Raw genomic sequence first — 14,704 nt, forward strand, 5'->3', positions numbered from 1 at the left:
CCTAAGGTTTCTCGACAGCCTGAAGCTTCTCCTCTGGAGAAGCTTATTTATTTTATGCTAGCGTCCCCTGCCGGACTTGTTCTTCCAGCCATTCGATCGCGTCGGCTATCGCATGCTCGTTATGGTGCTTGCCATGACGCTTGGCCGCGCCCAGAAGCTCAGGATGCGCATTGGCGACCGCGATACCGATGCCCGCACGGCGTATCATCTCCAGGTCATTCAGATGGTCCCCCAGCGCGATGCAGCGTTCCATCGGGATGCCAAGCTCCTCCGCCAACCGTTCCAGTGCATGCCCCTTCGTCGTTTCCGGAGGCAGCATCTCGAAATATTTATCGTCCGAACGAACCCAGACGACCTCCGTCCCTGCCGTCAACCGCTCGATCTCGGGTACGGCTTCGTCGAGTAGCGACGGCTCCCAGGCGAATAGCAGCTTGACCCACGGCTCCGCTACGTCTTCGTACGAATTCAGCCGCAGCAGCGGAAATTTTTCCACGGCCCGGTGACGCTCCGTCGCTGCATTCTCCTGCAGCACATAGGGCGCCTCTCCTCCTCGTACATACAATTCCACGCCGATGCCGGGAAACCGCTCAAGAACGCGCCCCACCGCTTCTTTAGCCGAAGCGGACATCGTCCGTTCCCAGACGGCCTCTCCGCGGCTGAAATCGTGAATGACCGCTCCGTTGTACAAAATGGCCGGCGCATTTACGGGCAACTGCTCCACGAAAGGCCGGACCGATCCGGCGATCCGCCCTGTTGCGAGCGTAAACCGGCCGCCCAGGCTCGTAAACCGTTCAATGGCGGCCCGATTTTCCCCGCTTATCTGTTTGGCGCTGTCAAGCAGCGTTCCATCCATGTCCGTGACCAGTAAATATCCTTCAAACCTTCTGTCTTTCATCGCTCTCTCCCTCTTCCCTGCCCGTCTCCGCTGCCGGAACAAGTATTGTATTTGATTTTTCTTAGTGCTATGATGTTCATGGTACTTCAAACAAGAAAATCGTTCCAGTCCATATGTATAGGCAGGTGCATTCATCATGGCGCAAAGCGCTTATATCAAGTTCGTCGAAGGGTCCGCCGTTTCCTCCCTGACGTTAGATGAATTGAAGGCCCAACTGGAGCATTACCGCGAGCAGCTTGCGCTGACCGGCAAACAGCTCAATTGGGAATACGACGAAGCCGGATTTCCTTATGAGATTCAAACGAAACCCGAAGGGGAAGGCAAGTGGTTTTATTTAAAAGCAACAAGCCCGCGCTACAAATATATTGTGGCAGGAGTCGGATCGGAGACGTCGGGCGAGACGCAAAGGCATTACGTCCAGTTTGTCCTTCCCGAGGATGCCACACACGGCGACAAAGCCAAGGGTAACGAGTTTTGCAAGTATCTCGCCAAGCTGTGGAAAGCGGAACTGCATTTATTTAACGGACGAACCATGTACTTCAATCCGCGTAAATAGACGTCCCAAAAGACCGTTGACCTTTGCGGAAACGGTCTTTTTTCGATTGTTCTCCCCTGCCCCTCGCAGCCGCTTAATATGCGAAAAACCTTTCTTGCACGCAAGAAAGGTTTTTTACGGTATTCATTATTGCTGCTCTTGTTCTTCCACAATTTCATTGTAGATTTGAACAACGCGATCCCACTCTTCTTCGTCTTCAATGCTCGCAAGAAAAGCTTCGCCGTCCTCTTCGTCTATCCGGAAAATAACGCCGTCTGCCTCCATATCGTTACGATCGAGAAGTACCGCATAGGCCCGGTCGCTAGCTTCGAAAGTGTATACCATCACCATCTCATGCTCGACTCCGTCTTGGTCGGTCACGATAAAGATATCGTCCTCATGATCGTGATCGTGATCGCAGGAAGCGTCATGAATGTGATCGCTCATGGGAAAACCTCATTTCATCTTAATTTAATGTTCTCCCGTATCGTACCACGCACGACAAGACGAAGTCAATGAACCGGGCTATTCCAACCGTCCGCCGAACTTATTCGGATGCGATCACCTTTTCCGAAACAACCGTATAATCGCTGCGCTCGTCCGGTTTGATCGAGAACTTCACAACATAGTTCCCGGATTCGGCAAATGTGACGTTAAACGGCCACGGGTACCAGAAGCTTTCCTTCTGGCCGTTGACGGCTTTCTCATGAACCGCCACTTGCTCCCCGTTCGGAGCGTGGATCGAGATTTTGAAAGAAGAAATCGGCGTCGTCAAGCTGTCTACTTGCGCAAACACGGCAAAGTCGAGACGGTCGCCCTTCTTCACGCCGCCGAACGGCTGTTTGATCGAATAGTCGTCATTGACCTTCTTCGCAACAAACATATGTACGTTCGGCTTGGTAATGGAAACGGTCTTCGCAGCGTCGTCCCATTTCACGAGCGCCTGCAAAGATTCAGACAACACGCGAACGGGTAATACGGCGCTTCCCTTCGCGACAAAAGCGGGAGTTTCACCGTCTTTGAACGGCTTTTCCGCATTATTGATCATCAGCTTTACTTTCGGAAAACCTTCGAAATCGCCCCACATGGAGCTGGCGAACGCCCCCGCTGTCCCGAATAAGGAAAGCGACAGCACCAGCGTCAGCAATCGCGGCACCTTCATTTCCAGCAACCTCCATCATGTTCTTCGTTCTGCTATCTTATACTCCATAGCGAGGTAAGAGTTGCGCACTTCGTCCAGAAAACTTTCAGTTTTTTTTAAGCGCCCCTCTAGATGTTGTGTGTGAACAAGTTTTTTTCCATTTTCTATACAAAATATGCCAACAAAGTCGTCATTGTCGAACGATGCTCACGCAAGGCGAGCCGTGGCGTTTCGTGCGCTTGTACGGGAAATTTCAGCTCACGCCCCCAAGGAGTTCCTGCAGCTTTTCTTCGCATTTGCCCTTCAGCACGATTGGCATCATGGAGCAATGAAACTCGTAGCCTTGGAATACATACATGATATGGTAGTGACGCTCGGGGGTCACTTCCTCCAGAACGATGCGGCATCCGCTCCGGCGCAGCCGCTGCTTCACATGGTTATGCTCCCGCTCAGCCAACAGCAGCAGCCGCTCGAAAAGCCCTCCCCATATTCTGGATAGCTTCATCGCTTCGGCATGCTTCCGGTCGCGTTCAAGCGCCTTAAGCAAATAAAGCGTGACGACATATTGATGTACCCACGGTTCCACTGTCGTATTCCGCATGTTCCCTCACCTGCTGAATTTAAATAAAGATTTGATTTTATTATATCGAACGTTTGTTCCTATTACAAGAGGAACAAGATGTATTAAATTTACCCAAAATGTGACAAACCCATCTTGAATCGTGTAAGATAACCATGGTAAATTTAAAAACATATCCGGCTGGAAGCCTTAACGAGCGGAGGAACCAAGTGAGTCTGCAAATTCAAATGATAGGTACGGGAAGCGCATTTGCGAAAACGTACTATAATAATAATGCCTTGGTTTATGCCGGCGGCTTCACGCTGTTAATCGACTGCGGTTATACCGCGCCAAGAGCTCTGCACGAGCTCGGCGTCTCTCTGGATCAGATCGATGCGGTGCTCATCTCCCACACTCACGCGGACCATGTAGGGGGACTCGAAGAGCTCGCCTTTCGCTATATGTACACCTTTAAAAGAAAAATACCGCTGCTCGTATCCTCCAAGCTGGAAACGATCCTATGGGAGCAATCGCTTCGCGGCGGATTGGAGAATCTGGCGGAAAACGTTACATCCCTTAACGATTACTTCAATGTCGTCGCACTTGGCGAGCATACGCCGACAGCCCTGCATCCCGGTCTGACGGTCGAACTCCTCCCGGCCGATCACATCCCGGGCAAGCCATGCTATTCGGTCCTGCTTAACGGCAAAATCTTCTTCAGCGCCGATACTAGGTTCAACGGTCCGCTGCTGCACGAGCTTCATCAGAAGGGCTGCACCGTATTTTTGCATGACTGCCAGCTGTACTCCCCCGGCATCGTTCACGCCACTTTGGACGAGCTGATGACACTGCCGAAGCCGATTCAGCAAAAGACGCTGCTGATGCATTATGGCGACGATATGCCTCAGTTCATCGGCAAAACCGGAGATATGACGTTTATCGAGCAGTTCAAAACCTATACGTTCGAAGCATAAAATGCCTCCATCCGGCGCATGATAGTCCGTGGAGGCGATACGCATGGAACCAAACAAACAGCAAGTCGTAGCCGTACGCAAAAACGGCGACGGAGACATCGTCGAATTGAAGCTGTCTTCCGGCCAGGTGGTCGATTACTTGGAAGCGCAGCAGCTCGCCAAAAACGGACAGCTTGAGAACGTGAACGTATTCCGCGGAAGAGACGGAGATGAGCATTTGCGTTCCAATGCCGACGGAGATCCAAGCAACAATCTCGACAACCTGCCCGGATTTTAAACCCGGAAACCAAGCGCATCCCGACCGGCGATTCCGCTTGGTTTTCTTTTTTTGCCCCCCAAAAAAGTTTTTACTGAATTTGGGAGTTCAAGCAGGAATTCCACCTCCCCATACAGAATTTCTCTTAGTACTAATAAATCTACGGATCAGTCGGGAGTTGGAGTTCCAATATGAAAGGTAGCTGGATCTTCCTCATTTATACCGGTTTGGTTTGCGCTTCCTCCCTCTATCACAATCAGGCCTCAAGTCCGCTGCTGCTCATTCTCGCATCCCTTGGCTACGCACTCACGCATATCCGTTCCGTTCACACGTTCATACCGGCACAGCTTACCGTCCAACTCAGTCTTCTCGTCGCGCTTCATGCCGCAAGCTTGAGCGACTGGTGCTTTCCGCTTTACTTGCTGCATATGTGCAAGCTGTTTTACGGGGCGGCTCCTTTTCGCTATGCGGTTAGCGCCAATGCGGCTCTGATGCTGGCTTATGCTCTCATTTCGATGGCCGGGCGCTCCTTCAGTTGGAGCACGCTGATCGAAGTTGTGTTTACGGCAGGAACCTGCCTGCTGCTTGCTTTTACGTTCCGCAAGTACATTTATGATATCGAGCAGCAAAAGCAGCTGCTTACCAAGGAGAAGAAGCATCTGAGTACTCACGATTCGCTAACAGGCCTATATAATTTTCAGGAATTTCATAAACAAATGGAGCAGCTCGTCAAACAAAAAGAGCCCGTCATCCTCGTGCTCATCGATTGCAAAGATCTCAAATCGCTGAATACGACAAACGGATTTCAGGGAGTGAACAAAATTTTGAGACAAGCGGCCGAGCTGCTGCGCATCATGTTCCCCGACGCTTTGTTGATATGCCGCTACGGCGGAGACGAATTTGCGATCGTGCTCCGATCGGACGACGTGCAGGAGACGGTTAATGCCGTCACGCAGCTGCTTGCTTCCGAATTCCCTAAGCTGACCGGCATCGAAATCAATTTCGGCATGGCCTGCTATTCCCGGGACGGGGTGACCAAGGACGATTTGATCGTCGTAGCCGAACACAGACTGTATATGATGAAGCGGGAAAGCTGGCTAAAGCGCGAGGAGCATATGCTGCGGTCGGAGAAGCTTCGCGTCGTCGGCGAGCTGGCTTCGGGCATGGCGCACGAAATTCGCAATCCGCTGACAACGATCAAGGGGTTTCTGCAGTTGTCCAAAGCCGGAGATTACAACATTGAGCCTTGGTATGAGCTGATTATGGACGAAATTAACCGGATGAGCATGCTGACCGCCGAATTTTTGCAATTTTCCAAGCCGCATGTCACCCAGTATAAAATTCAATCGATTCAAGGCTGTATTTACCGGGTTCTCTCGCTTCTGGATTCGGAGACGACGAGACTCGGACACCAAGTCAGGTTCGAACACGACGACCGGGATATTCATATGCTGATGGATCAGGATAAAATGCTTCAACTGCTGCTGAATCTGGTCAAAAACGCCTTTGAAGCGATGCCCGAACAAGGCATCGTCCGAATCCGGCTGTTTGCCGCGGGACCCGATGCCGTGATTGAAATTTCCGATACCGGCAAAGGCATTCCGGAGTCGGAGCTGGATAAAATTTTTATCCCGTTCTATACGACCAAAGATTCCGGAACGGGGCTGGGCTTATCCATCTGCCATAAAATCGTTCAGGATCACGAAGGGACCATTGAGGTAGAGAGCGTACCGGACGAAGGCACCAAATTTACGATTACTTTACCGACGTCCGGGACAAACGATCTTATTGAACCATACGACAGCTCAACGTGTACAACGATTTCCGTATAAAAGAGGCCCACGCTTTCCCCCGGCGATGCTGGGGAAACTCCGTCATATAGCTGAGCCAACCGATTGCCGCCCCGATGACTGCCCCTCCCAACACTTCTTCCGGCAAATGGCCCAACCGCTCTTCCAGCTCTTTGTCTTTGCGATGCACATGTGGAGGATGCTGCTCCGTTAATTTAACGAGCACATCCTCCAGTTGGTTTACCTCCGATGCGATCATGCCGGCATGACGGCGAATCCCCATGGCGTCGTACATCACGATCAGACTCAGTACGGCAGCAAGCGAGAACGAAATGGAGGAAGCGCCGTTCTTAAGCCCGATATAAGTCGCGAGCGAAACGACACCGGCCGAATGCGAGCTCGGCATGCCACCGGTCCGAAACAGGTCCGACCACTCAAAATGACCGCTCTCACGGATCCGGTCGGGTATTTTTAGCGCTTGTGCCGTACCTATAGCGGCAAGGGACGTCCATAACGCCCGATTCATCAGCCATCACCTCAAGCTTAGCATCGTAATCCGCCGCCGCTTCTATACTTGGCTTTTCACTACCATAGCTTCCAGCACGAACCGGGAAAAAAATAAAAAGGCGGAAAAGCTCCGCCCTTTTGTTACCGATATACGCTTCGGACCTGGGCCTGCGCCCGCGAAACCGCTTCCGAATACTGCTTTTCTGTTTTAATCCGAAAGTTAAAGGCATCCCCCAAATTTTGCTTGCGAAGCATATCCGCTTCGACGCAGCCCCAACGAAGCTTGCGCAGGAACGTCATCCAGCCCGGTTGTACGTCGCTTCCCGATTCCAGCAAGGGTGTCAATGCCGTGAGACAGCTTTGCCGGTATATGCCATGCAGAGGCTCGGGCCGTCCCGATACCTCCGGCAGCACGGCATCGTAGCCGAAGACGCTCCGGTGCTCCGCCAGGAAGGAGGCTGCTCTAGCCGAAACGAACGGCATGGCCCCGCCGGTTACCCAGAGCTCCGGGTATCTGGACAAGGTAAACGCAGCATGAAGCCCGCCGAGCGGTCCGCGGCCCGGGTAAAAATCCGTAATGATACGTACGGACCGGGGGACATGTTCAAGAAAAATTTTGGGCTCGTTCGTTACGATAATGACTTCTCCGCAGATCGTAAGCATTTCGCGGATTTGCTTCGCTACGACCGTTTCACCAGCCAACACCAACAGTTCCGCGGGACGGCCTTCAATCCGCCGCGGGTGACCGCCCGCCAATAGCACTCCGGTCATCATAACGTTTTCACTTCCCCCATGTAATGTGATTCTTATCTTCACTATACACGCCAGGCGAAGCGCTGCATGTTACAAAGATCACAAAAAAATATGAAGATTTAAGGAAGTGTGATGTAAGTCACATCACAAATCCAACGGAATAGGGTATGTTAGATACAACAAAACCTACAGAGGTCTTAACCAGACCGACGCCGGAGGTATGTACCATGACGGATACACTGCAACGAAAACCGGTCAGCCAAGTGGCCAATTCGGATTGTTTTACGGAAGAAAGCTTAACGAAGCTTAAGGAAATTATGTATGAAATGAGAGCCGAAGCCGGGAATCATTTGTTCTGGGAAGGCGATGCGGCCGATAAGCTGTATTTTTTGAAGCGCGGCCAAGTGAAGATTACGAAAGCTAGCGATGAAGGGAAAAGCTTCATCCTTTATGTCTATAATACCGGAGACTTGTTCGGACAAGTCGACCCTTTTCAAAATTCCGTACACAGCTTTAATGCCGAAGTCACGGAAAACTCCATCATCGGGGTCATCCAGCAAAAAGATTTGGAGGTCCTGCTATGGCAACACGGGGATCTTGCCGTCGAGTTCATGAAGTGGATGGGGCTTATGCATCGGATGACCCAAACGAAATTCCGCGATCTCATGATGTTCGGCAAGCCCGGCGCTCTCTGCTCGACATTGATCCGGCTGTGCAACACGTACGGCAAAAATCACGGATCGGAAATCGTCATTACCAAAAAGCTTACAAACAGCGAGCTTGCCGATATGATCGGCGCTACCCGGGAGAGTGTCAACCGGATGCTCGGCGATCTGAAACGCGCCAACATTATTGCTATGGAAAACAACTACATCGTCGTTAAAGATTTGCCATATCTCCGTGACATCTGCCAATGCGAGAATTGTCCGGTTGATATGTGCCGCATTTAGAGCCGGGTCAGCATCGAAATCGGGAAGCTGGCATCCGGCTCTTCCCCTAATGTCCCCCAAGCCATAATACCGTTCACATAGCTTAAAATGAACGGAAGCTGCACATTTTCCACCTTATACACCCCTGGCGGAAAATCGGCCGGATCGAGCGTATAAGCCTGCGCCGTATAATATTTGCGCTCGATCACGGAGCGCTGGCTTGGGAATTCCGCCCGGTCCAGCTCCTCCCGCAGGTTCTTCATTTCTTGTTCCAATTCGGCTTTCGTCATCTGGCTGTATAATTTTTTCATCCGCGATTCTCCGTTCCAATATATTGTTCTGCGAGTTTAATCAAGTCAGGTCTGTGCTGCTGCAGCCTGCTGCGGGTTTGCGCAAAGTCCATTAAGTAGCGGGAAGCGTCTTCTTGTTCGAGCCCGGACCAATATCGGCCGAGAAAATGAAGCGTCAGCACCATGCACCGCAATACGATTAGATGGGGCAGCGCTTCAATTTCCGCCGCAGTTAAGGTCGCGCTCCTCCCGTACCCTTCAAGGCAAGCCCTGATCGCCTCCCAGGCCAAATCGCTGATCATTCCGTTCTCCGTCAAATCGACCCATTCATAAAGCAGCACAGCTAGCTCAAGCGCCCGGAAATCGATCATAACAAATTCAAAATCCAAAATCGCCGTCACCCGATCCTGCAGCATAAGTACGTTGTCGCAAACGATATCTGAGTGCACGTGCTGCTGTGGAAGGCGCTTCAGCCAGTCCGGCAAACGGGCCTCGAGCAGTGCCATTTCTTCCCGAAATCCGATCGCGGCAGGCTCCAATTCCCCCTTCCCGACCTGCGACAACCATACGTCCAGCTTCTTACGGGTCACCAGCGGATGAATCGCATCCAGATTGTAATAGGGAGTATAGGACGGAGGCCAGGGAACCGTTACCCGCTCCAACGCAGTTACAAGCTCACCGGTCGCTTGACCAGTCGTTCTCGCATGAGCAAAAAGCGTCAGCTCCGCCCGTCCACCTTCGATGTACTGGAATAACGCGGCCAGCTTGCCATCCCCTGTGTCGATATAAGTAGTTCCGTCTTTTGTCGCAAGCGGTACCGGGACGGCAAACGATAAATCGGCGTTCTGGAGCTGCCTCAACACTTCGTGCTCATAGGCCACTTTATTGTGGTCCGCATGGTTTTCGTAGATGCGCAGCACATAATCTTGGCCGCCGTGCCGGGCGAAGCGGGTCGTATTGTTCAAGCCGTTTTCGATTTCCGAAACCACCCAAGACTCATGATTCCCATATCGACGTAAAATCGATAAAAGTCGCTCTTTTTCGTTTCCGGTCATATTATTTCCCCCTAACAAGTGTAACAAAGTTTTAATGTTCTTTTTCCGACAATATTGTATAATAGATTTATCCGAATTTGGAAGAGAGGACCACTTTGAATGAAACTCCCTCCCTCTCCCGACGGGCTCGTCGGTACGAAGCGAGATCGACCGGATTGAAATTAGCGGAAACAGCGCAGTGCTGCACAGCAAGAATCACAACATCAGCATTCAACCGCCGCTCTATTCCTGAGCGGCTTTTTACTGGAAAGCGGTTGCTTAAGCCAGACCCGCTCTGCTATAGTAAACGTTAATTTGCCTCTTCACCTTGCTGCAAAGGACTGTTGGAGATGATTATGGAAAAAAACAAGCGCAGTTTTTTTCGTTTGCGCTTTCAACAGCCGCTACGCGCGGAATTGAAAATTATCGGAATAGCCGATCTTGAGCCGGAATTCAAAACGATGAAGGCCGCCATGCTGGACCTTAGCGCCGGTGGAGCGCGCTTTTTAACCGCAGCCCCACTGCCCGAGGAAAGCCGTTTATTAATCGAGCTAAAGTTCACCGCTCTGGCCAAAGAATACCGGACGCTGGGGATACTTGTGCGCTCCGGGCAGACGGAAACCGGTCATCCGGAATACTGCGTTCAATTTTCGCATAACGAAAAGGAGACGACGGCATTGACCAGCATGATCAATCAATTAGCGATCAAGCTTCGCAAAACCACCGTCATCTCGCAGTGCAGCTTCTGTACCGAAGAAGATCTGGCCGAATTCGGAATACTACAGGCGGAGCCGGCCAGATAACCCGGCGATCAAATACGTTTTGCCGGAATCGGTATACCCGACCCAGCTGCGGAACAATAATTGATCCGGCCGAAAGGAGTCGTAAAGATCCTTGAGGCCTAGCACAGCCGCTTCGATCCCGTATTGCCCGAACGCTTCGAACAAGAAGCTCGTCCTCTCCTTATCGGTTCGCCGCCGGTCCAACTCCTCGGCGATCCACTGCTTGTCCTCGTCCAGCAAAATCATATCCGTCCATACCGTCACCCGGCCGTCGGGCTTTACAAGCGACAGCAGCATCCGGTTATAATCCGATATCAGGCTGTTCCGAAGGTATCCCAGCGCCTCGACAATTTGCCGGGTTTCATTTTCATTGTATTTCTCCATGTAGCCGTAAAATTGCATGAGCGCGTCCGGATAAAACAATTGCGTATGTACACCCGAGGAAATGACGAGCGAAAACGTTTTTTTCAAATGAGGCATCGCCTCCAGCCCACGCACGCGAAACGCGCAGTCCCTTAAGTAATCCGTTATTTCCCCGGCAGGCTTACCTTCCGCCAGCAGCTCCTCAAACGTTTCGTAGAAGGAAATTTGGTCCAGCCGGGTATAGTCGACCCGCGTTAAAGAACGAACCCGGTTGTTAGCGGTTCCTCCGGCCGAATCGAGCCATTCCTGCAGCATATTATCTTCCGTATCCAACGCGGTCACCTGCTGAAAATGGACGGAAAGCCGAGGCAGGCCAACATCGCCGTGATTCCCCGCTCCCAATACGACGGCTTTCTCCGGCATAGACAGCAGCGATACGGAGTCCTCTACCAGCCGGTTGACGTGGTACCGGTGCGTCCCCCATTCCTGCTCGCCCCAATCCAGCGCTTCTTGTTCCGATTCCGGTTGCCCGTTCTCTCCTCCTTCGATATGCGGCTGCATATGCGCCCATCGAAAATCTCTCATCAAAGTCCCCTCTTTTCAAATGCATGTCGAACTTACTCTATTATACCATAACGAACATATAGGGATAAAAGGCAGGAATCCATGACGGAATAAACCATATTTACAAAAACAAAAAAATTTGTAGGCTAACGCTTGACATTATGGGCCCATCTTGGTATTATGGAAAACGTCCCCGCAAGATATGAATCATGACTTGTTAGCTCAGCTGGGAGAGCACCATCTTGACAGGGTGGGGGTCGCAGGTTCGAGCCCTGCACAGGTCATTATAACAGAAAGCCGCGAGCCCTTATGGGACGCGGCTTTTCTCATTGTAACAGCACATTACAAACGACTTCGCTTATTCCGTCACCGTAACGTAGTATCTCTCTACCGCTTTCACCATGACCGGCTTCGCTTCTTTCACTTCCGCTGCCTCCTAAAATAATCAGTCATAAAATTACCATATAAAGCTATTGTATTCCTATTTTTTCAAATCTATAAACCTACTATAATGAAATTGTTAATTGAAGAAGGCGCCGATCTTCTATTAATAGATGAATCGAAGAAAAGAGGTATGGAGATGTTCAAGAAATCCCTCATCTTTGCGCTGATCTTCCTGTTGGCTCTTGCTGTGCCTGTCAGTGCGGCCGCCAACTATACGTATTCCAAAGTAACGGCTTCCAACGGTGTCGTATTGCATGCAATGAAAGCTTCGCCCAACGATATTAAATTAAAAGCGATCAGCAGCAATTTAAAAAATCAAAGCAGCTACGGCATCAATGGCGGATTTTTCGGTTCCGGCGGAACCCTGCTGTCGATTGCCGTAAATAACCATGTACCCGCAGGCGGCGGATCCATCGGCGAGCTTTATAAAGGCGCGGTGAACGTCGGTTACGCGCGCGGAACGTTGGTATGGGACGCTAAAGCAAGCAAATATTCGGTACAGGTCGTGAAATGGGCCAGCGAGCTGAACGTATCGGATAAGTCCAACTACTGGGCTCAAGGCGGAATCAGCATGCGCTTAGGCAGCGACTCGACCTGGAAAAACCAAGCAACCGCTGAAAATATTCCTGGAGGCGTTAACGGCACAGCCTCCGGCCGCACGGCGCTGGTGTACAACTCCGGCGGAAACATTTGGCTTGTCGTCACCAATACGACCTGCACCCCCGAGCAATTCCGTACCGCGATCAAAGAGAAAATCGGCTCCGGCACGTTGGTTGACGGCATATTTTTGGACGGAAGCGGCTCTTCTCAGATGAAAGCGCAGACGTCCACAGGGCAAGCCATTGAAGTTACCGGTGACGGACGAACCGTATACCAGATGGTCACATTCAAATAATTTCCCCCCGCCCGTAAAGCATTCGATGCTTTGCGGGCATTTTTTTCATTTTTTTCTTGACTTCTTCCTTCATCTGCTGTATAGTATTTTTTGCAGCAACAAATACGACGTGACTTGTTAGCTCAGCTGGGAGAGCACCATCTTGACAGGGTGGGGGTCAGTGGTTCGAGCCCACTACAGGTCATAATGAAATTAGTCCGTGAATCCTTGATTCTTCGGGCTTTTTTCTATGTTTCCAACTCCCCTAGTCGTTTCTTTTTGGATGAAACCAATTTGATGAAGCAAAGCTATTCGTCGGTCCTAAGTGCGGATGAATGGTAAATGGAGAATAAGCCAAATTCCTATTACCATAATTGATGTAATGATTCCTAGCTATAGGATTAGGAGTTGGATATACGTTACTTCGCCCATATGAACGTCTAGTCATTACATTATACTGCCTTATAATTTCCAACCACGTATTCTGATCAATAATTCCATTCTGTTCACTAGGTGGCAAATGCATGGTGACCTTTTGAAATAATTTTACTGCCTCGAACGTTTTGCTTCCGAATCTTCCTTGCTCTTCAACTGCTTCTTTAAAAGCGTCTACTCCCCATTTTTCACCTAACACTCCGAGATATTGCTGCATTAATTCGACACTCGAACCTTCATCACCTTGCTGCAGTATTTTAATAATGGGAACGATTCTGCCTCCTTCAATCATAACGCGAGCTTGAATAATATTCTTGTTGTCACCATAGTAGTGCTTCAATATTTCTCTGTAGTTCATTCCCCTTCTAGCTAATTCTGCTGAGCCTATTTGTTCAAGCCATTGCTTATAAGCGCATGTGACTTCCCTTCCGTTACAGTACTGTGCGAAAAACGGTTGAATTTTTTGCCCGGGATAAGCGATAAATTCATTAAAATATTTATCTACGCCTCGAACAAGCGGCTCTTGTGGGGTATATTCCAGAGCATAGGCGTGGTCACGATCTGTTCCGATGGTGATGTCATAGTCTTTTCCCAATAGTCTATACCATTGGGTATATATCCGGTTTAATGTATATGAAACTGCGGCGATTACATTGGCTGCAATTGCTTCTTGTTCCGTAAAATCCAAAATTTCAATATGAAGCACTCTTTTTATGTACTCTACAAACGGAACATCGACATTTCTTGCATTATCGTCATCAAACAATCCAAGATGCACTCTAATTTTTTCCGGGATAATAAAATTGAATGGTGGAGGGGCTGTCGCACCTGCACATGCACATGCACAAGCTGCCGGGAATGATGGAGACGTTGGCGGGTGCAACAGATATGGCGATAAGTGAGGCGGCGGCTCGGGAATATGATAAGGATCTTCGGCAATCTTAGGTAAAGCCGTTCCTGAATATAACGGATGCTCATCCATTACAATGGTATGTATTCTTTGATCTCCATTGTACCTTTGTAAAGGAGGAAGTTTAATGGTCGGAATGGCTTTAGAGCCTTCAAATATTTGAACCCCTATCCATTGGACTGGTGCATATCCTGGATGCTGCGCTGTTACAATATATTGGCTGTAAGGTTTTACTCCCGACTTTTTTAAAACATGTTTTTTAGACGGAGCATGCAAATCAATCGTTTTTGTGTTTCCATATTGATCTGTTTGTAATTTTTGAATCACGTTGCCCATCATATCTTTTACGACTACAGTTGCTCCGGGCAAAAGGGATTGCGATTCAGAAACAACTTTAACCACGAGTTTTCCCTTCGCCCCTTGATTTGTTTCCGACACAGTACACTTCCTTTTTATCAGAATAATCACTGTAATTACCTTATGTCGACAATAAAATTATATGCGACATTTCGTGATTCTCGGTTTCAACATGAAATGATGATGAGATAAGAAAAGAGGCTGTCCCAAAAGTAACTATTTTAGAATCTGTGGGACAGTCTCAGATGGTAAAAAGGGTGAATAGTTGAATGAAAAAGGAGCTAGGCAGCTTGTTTGGGCCTAGCTTCTTTA

The 14,704-nt window shown here is 49.9% G+C and carries 17 protein-coding genes and 2 tRNA genes; 9 read left to right on the forward strand and 10 right to left on the reverse strand.

The window, feature by feature from the left end:
- Positions 1 to 52: 52 nt before the first annotated feature.
- The gene (locus NI000_RS02465; RefSeq protein WP_253407361.1) at positions 53 to 895 is read right to left on the reverse strand and encodes a Cof-type HAD-IIB family hydrolase; all 843 of its coding nucleotides are present in this window, start codon (positions 893 to 895) and stop codon (positions 53 to 55) included.
- A 136-nt stretch (positions 896 to 1,031) separates the two neighbouring features.
- On the opposite strand from NI000_RS02465, the gene NI000_RS02470 reads away from it, so the two are divergent.
- Complete coding sequence (locus tag NI000_RS02470; protein ID WP_025853302.1) at positions 1,032 to 1,451, forward strand: DUF1885 family protein; 420 nt, start codon at positions 1,032 to 1,034, stop codon at positions 1,449 to 1,451.
- 126 nt (positions 1,452 to 1,577) lie between these two features.
- Here NI000_RS02470 and NI000_RS02475 read toward each other — a convergent pair whose 3' ends face one another.
- The 3 genes from NI000_RS02475 to NI000_RS02485 all read right to left on the reverse strand — a co-directional run bounded on the left by NI000_RS02475 (position 1,578) and on the right by NI000_RS02485 (position 3,172).
- Positions 1,578 to 1,877, reverse strand: a complete 300-nt coding sequence (locus tag NI000_RS02475; RefSeq protein WP_010492079.1) for a DUF1292 domain-containing protein — start codon at positions 1,875 to 1,877, stop codon at positions 1,578 to 1,580.
- Positions 1,878 to 1,977: 100 nt separating this feature from the next.
- On the reverse strand, positions 1,978 to 2,592 hold the full coding sequence (locus tag NI000_RS02480; RefSeq protein ID WP_253407363.1) for a stalk domain-containing protein: 615 nt from the start codon (positions 2,590 to 2,592) through the stop codon (positions 1,978 to 1,980).
- A 232-nt stretch (positions 2,593 to 2,824) separates the two neighbouring features.
- On the reverse strand, positions 2,825 to 3,172 hold the full coding sequence (locus NI000_RS02485; RefSeq protein WP_253407365.1) for a hypothetical protein: 348 nt from the start codon (positions 3,170 to 3,172) through the stop codon (positions 2,825 to 2,827).
- A gap of 188 nt (positions 3,173 to 3,360) precedes the next feature.
- Here NI000_RS02485 and NI000_RS02490 point away from each other — a divergent pair, with 188 nt between their 5' ends.
- The 3 genes from NI000_RS02490 to NI000_RS02500 all read left to right on the forward strand — a co-directional run bounded on the left by NI000_RS02490 (position 3,361) and on the right by NI000_RS02500 (position 6,192).
- Positions 3,361 to 4,104 (forward strand): MBL fold metallo-hydrolase, encoded by a 744-nt coding sequence (locus tag NI000_RS02490; RefSeq protein WP_253407366.1) that lies wholly within the window; start codon positions 3,361 to 3,363, stop codon positions 4,102 to 4,104.
- 43 nt (positions 4,105 to 4,147) lie between these two features.
- On the forward strand, positions 4,148 to 4,381 hold the full coding sequence (locus NI000_RS02495) for a DUF3892 domain-containing protein (RefSeq protein ID WP_025853309.1): 234 nt from the start codon (positions 4,148 to 4,150) through the stop codon (positions 4,379 to 4,381).
- Between the two features lie 170 nt (positions 4,382 to 4,551).
- Positions 4,552 to 6,192: an ATP-binding protein gene (locus NI000_RS02500; protein WP_253407367.1), complete on the forward strand. Its 1,641-nt coding sequence runs from the start codon at positions 4,552 to 4,554 to the stop codon at positions 6,190 to 6,192.
- Here NI000_RS02500 and NI000_RS02505 read toward each other — a convergent pair.
- Both NI000_RS02505 and mobA read right to left on the reverse strand, forming a co-directional pair.
- Positions 6,146 to 6,676: a divergent PAP2 family protein gene (locus NI000_RS02505; protein WP_253407369.1), complete on the reverse strand. Its 531-nt coding sequence runs from the start codon at positions 6,674 to 6,676 to the stop codon at positions 6,146 to 6,148. The two genes, NI000_RS02500 and NI000_RS02505, sit on opposite strands and share 47 nt — an antisense overlap.
- A gap of 122 nt (positions 6,677 to 6,798) precedes the next feature.
- Positions 6,799 to 7,431 (reverse strand): molybdenum cofactor guanylyltransferase, encoded by a 633-nt coding sequence (mobA, locus tag NI000_RS02510; RefSeq protein ID WP_054972053.1) that lies wholly within the window; start codon positions 7,429 to 7,431, stop codon positions 6,799 to 6,801.
- Positions 7,432 to 7,637: 206 nt separating this feature from the next.
- Between mobA and NI000_RS02515 the strand changes: the two genes are divergently transcribed.
- A complete protein-coding gene (locus tag NI000_RS02515; RefSeq protein WP_054972052.1) occupies positions 7,638 to 8,360 on the forward strand; it encodes a Crp/Fnr family transcriptional regulator in 723 nt (240 codons plus the stop codon).
- On the opposite strand, the gene NI000_RS02520 is transcribed toward NI000_RS02515, so the two are convergent.
- Both NI000_RS02520 and NI000_RS02525 read right to left on the reverse strand, forming a co-directional pair.
- Entirely contained in the window at positions 8,357 to 8,650 is a 294-nt protein-coding gene (locus NI000_RS02520) for a DUF1811 family protein (protein WP_253407377.1), read from the reverse strand. The genes NI000_RS02515 and NI000_RS02520 overlap by 4 nt on opposite strands.
- Positions 8,647 to 9,684: a phosphotransferase enzyme family protein gene (locus NI000_RS02525; protein WP_253407379.1), complete on the reverse strand. Its 1,038-nt coding sequence runs from the start codon at positions 9,682 to 9,684 to the stop codon at positions 8,647 to 8,649. Before NI000_RS02525 ends, NI000_RS02520 begins: the two co-directional genes overlap by 4 nt.
- 335 nt (positions 9,685 to 10,019) lie before the next feature.
- Here NI000_RS02525 and NI000_RS02530 point away from each other — a divergent pair, with 335 nt between their 5' ends.
- Complete coding sequence (locus NI000_RS02530) at positions 10,020 to 10,466, forward strand: PilZ domain-containing protein (RefSeq protein WP_301292266.1); 447 nt, start codon at positions 10,020 to 10,022, stop codon at positions 10,464 to 10,466.
- Here NI000_RS02530 and NI000_RS02535 read toward each other — a convergent pair.
- Positions 10,443 to 11,393, reverse strand: a complete 951-nt coding sequence (locus NI000_RS02535) for a hypothetical protein (protein WP_253407383.1) — start codon at positions 11,391 to 11,393, stop codon at positions 10,443 to 10,445. The two genes, NI000_RS02530 and NI000_RS02535, sit on opposite strands and share 24 nt — an antisense overlap.
- A gap of 190 nt (positions 11,394 to 11,583) precedes the next feature.
- On the opposite strand from NI000_RS02535, the gene NI000_RS02540 reads away from it, so the two are divergent.
- The 3 genes from NI000_RS02540 (at position 11,584) to NI000_RS02550 (ending at position 12,895) form a co-directional block, all read left to right on the forward strand.
- Positions 11,584 to 11,656, forward strand: a tRNA-Val gene (locus NI000_RS02540).
- A 296-nt stretch (positions 11,657 to 11,952) separates the two neighbouring features.
- The gene (locus NI000_RS02545) at positions 11,953 to 12,711 is read left to right on the forward strand and encodes a hypothetical protein (RefSeq protein WP_253407385.1); all 759 of its coding nucleotides are present in this window, start codon (positions 11,953 to 11,955) and stop codon (positions 12,709 to 12,711) included.
- 111 nt (positions 12,712 to 12,822) lie between these two features.
- A tRNA-Val gene (locus NI000_RS02550) sits at positions 12,823 to 12,895 on the forward strand.
- Between the two features lie 60 nt (positions 12,896 to 12,955).
- Here the strand turns inward: NI000_RS02550 and NI000_RS02555 are convergent.
- On the reverse strand, positions 12,956 to 14,473 hold the full coding sequence (locus NI000_RS02555; protein WP_253407387.1) for a hypothetical protein: 1,518 nt from the start codon (positions 14,471 to 14,473) through the stop codon (positions 12,956 to 12,958).
- Between the last annotated feature and the right edge of the window lie 231 nt (positions 14,474 to 14,704).

Source organism: Paenibacillus tyrphae, from assembly GCF_024158745.1.
Classification (GTDB): Bacteria; Bacillota; Bacilli; order Paenibacillales; family NBRC-103111; genus Paenibacillus_G; species Paenibacillus_G tyrfis_A.

Bases quoted from the DNA above. Each gene is read 5' to 3' on its own strand.
- NI000_RS02465 (WP_253407361.1), bottom strand. From the start codon at position 895: ATGAAAGACAGAAGGTTTGAAGGATATTTACTGGTCACGGACATGGAT.
- NI000_RS02470 (WP_025853302.1), top strand. From the start codon at position 1,032: ATGGCGCAAAGCGCTTATATCAAGTTCGTCGAAGGGTCCGCCGTTTCC.
- NI000_RS02475 (WP_010492079.1), bottom strand. From the start codon at position 1,877: ATGAGCGATCACATTCATGACGCTTCCTGCGATCACGATCACGATCAT.
- NI000_RS02480 (WP_253407363.1), bottom strand. From the start codon at position 2,592: ATGAAGGTGCCGCGATTGCTGACGCTGGTGCTGTCGCTTTCCTTATTC.
- NI000_RS02485 (WP_253407365.1), bottom strand. From the start codon at position 3,172: ATGCGGAATACGACAGTGGAACCGTGGGTACATCAATATGTCGTCACG.
- NI000_RS02495 (WP_025853309.1), top strand. From the start codon at position 4,148: ATGGAACCAAACAAACAGCAAGTCGTAGCCGTACGCAAAAACGGCGAC.
- NI000_RS02500 (WP_253407367.1), top strand. From the start codon at position 4,552: ATGAAAGGTAGCTGGATCTTCCTCATTTATACCGGTTTGGTTTGCGCT.
- NI000_RS02505 (WP_253407369.1), bottom strand. From the start codon at position 6,676: ATGAATCGGGCGTTATGGACGTCCCTTGCCGCTATAGGTACGGCACAA.
- mobA (WP_054972053.1), bottom strand. From the start codon at position 7,431: ATGATGACCGGAGTGCTATTGGCGGGCGGTCACCCGCGGCGGATTGAA.
- NI000_RS02515 (WP_054972052.1), top strand. From the start codon at position 7,638: ATGACGGATACACTGCAACGAAAACCGGTCAGCCAAGTGGCCAATTCG.
- NI000_RS02520 (WP_253407377.1), bottom strand. From the start codon at position 8,650: ATGAAAAAATTATACAGCCAGATGACGAAAGCCGAATTGGAACAAGAA.
- NI000_RS02525 (WP_253407379.1), bottom strand. From the start codon at position 9,684: ATGACCGGAAACGAAAAAGAGCGACTTTTATCGATTTTACGTCGATAT.
- NI000_RS02530 (WP_301292266.1), top strand. From the start codon at position 10,020: ATGGAAAAAAACAAGCGCAGTTTTTTTCGTTTGCGCTTTCAACAGCCG.
- NI000_RS02535 (WP_253407383.1), bottom strand. From the start codon at position 11,393: ATGAGAGATTTTCGATGGGCGCATATGCAGCCGCATATCGAAGGAGGA.
- NI000_RS02545 (WP_253407385.1), top strand. From the start codon at position 11,953: ATGTTCAAGAAATCCCTCATCTTTGCGCTGATCTTCCTGTTGGCTCTT.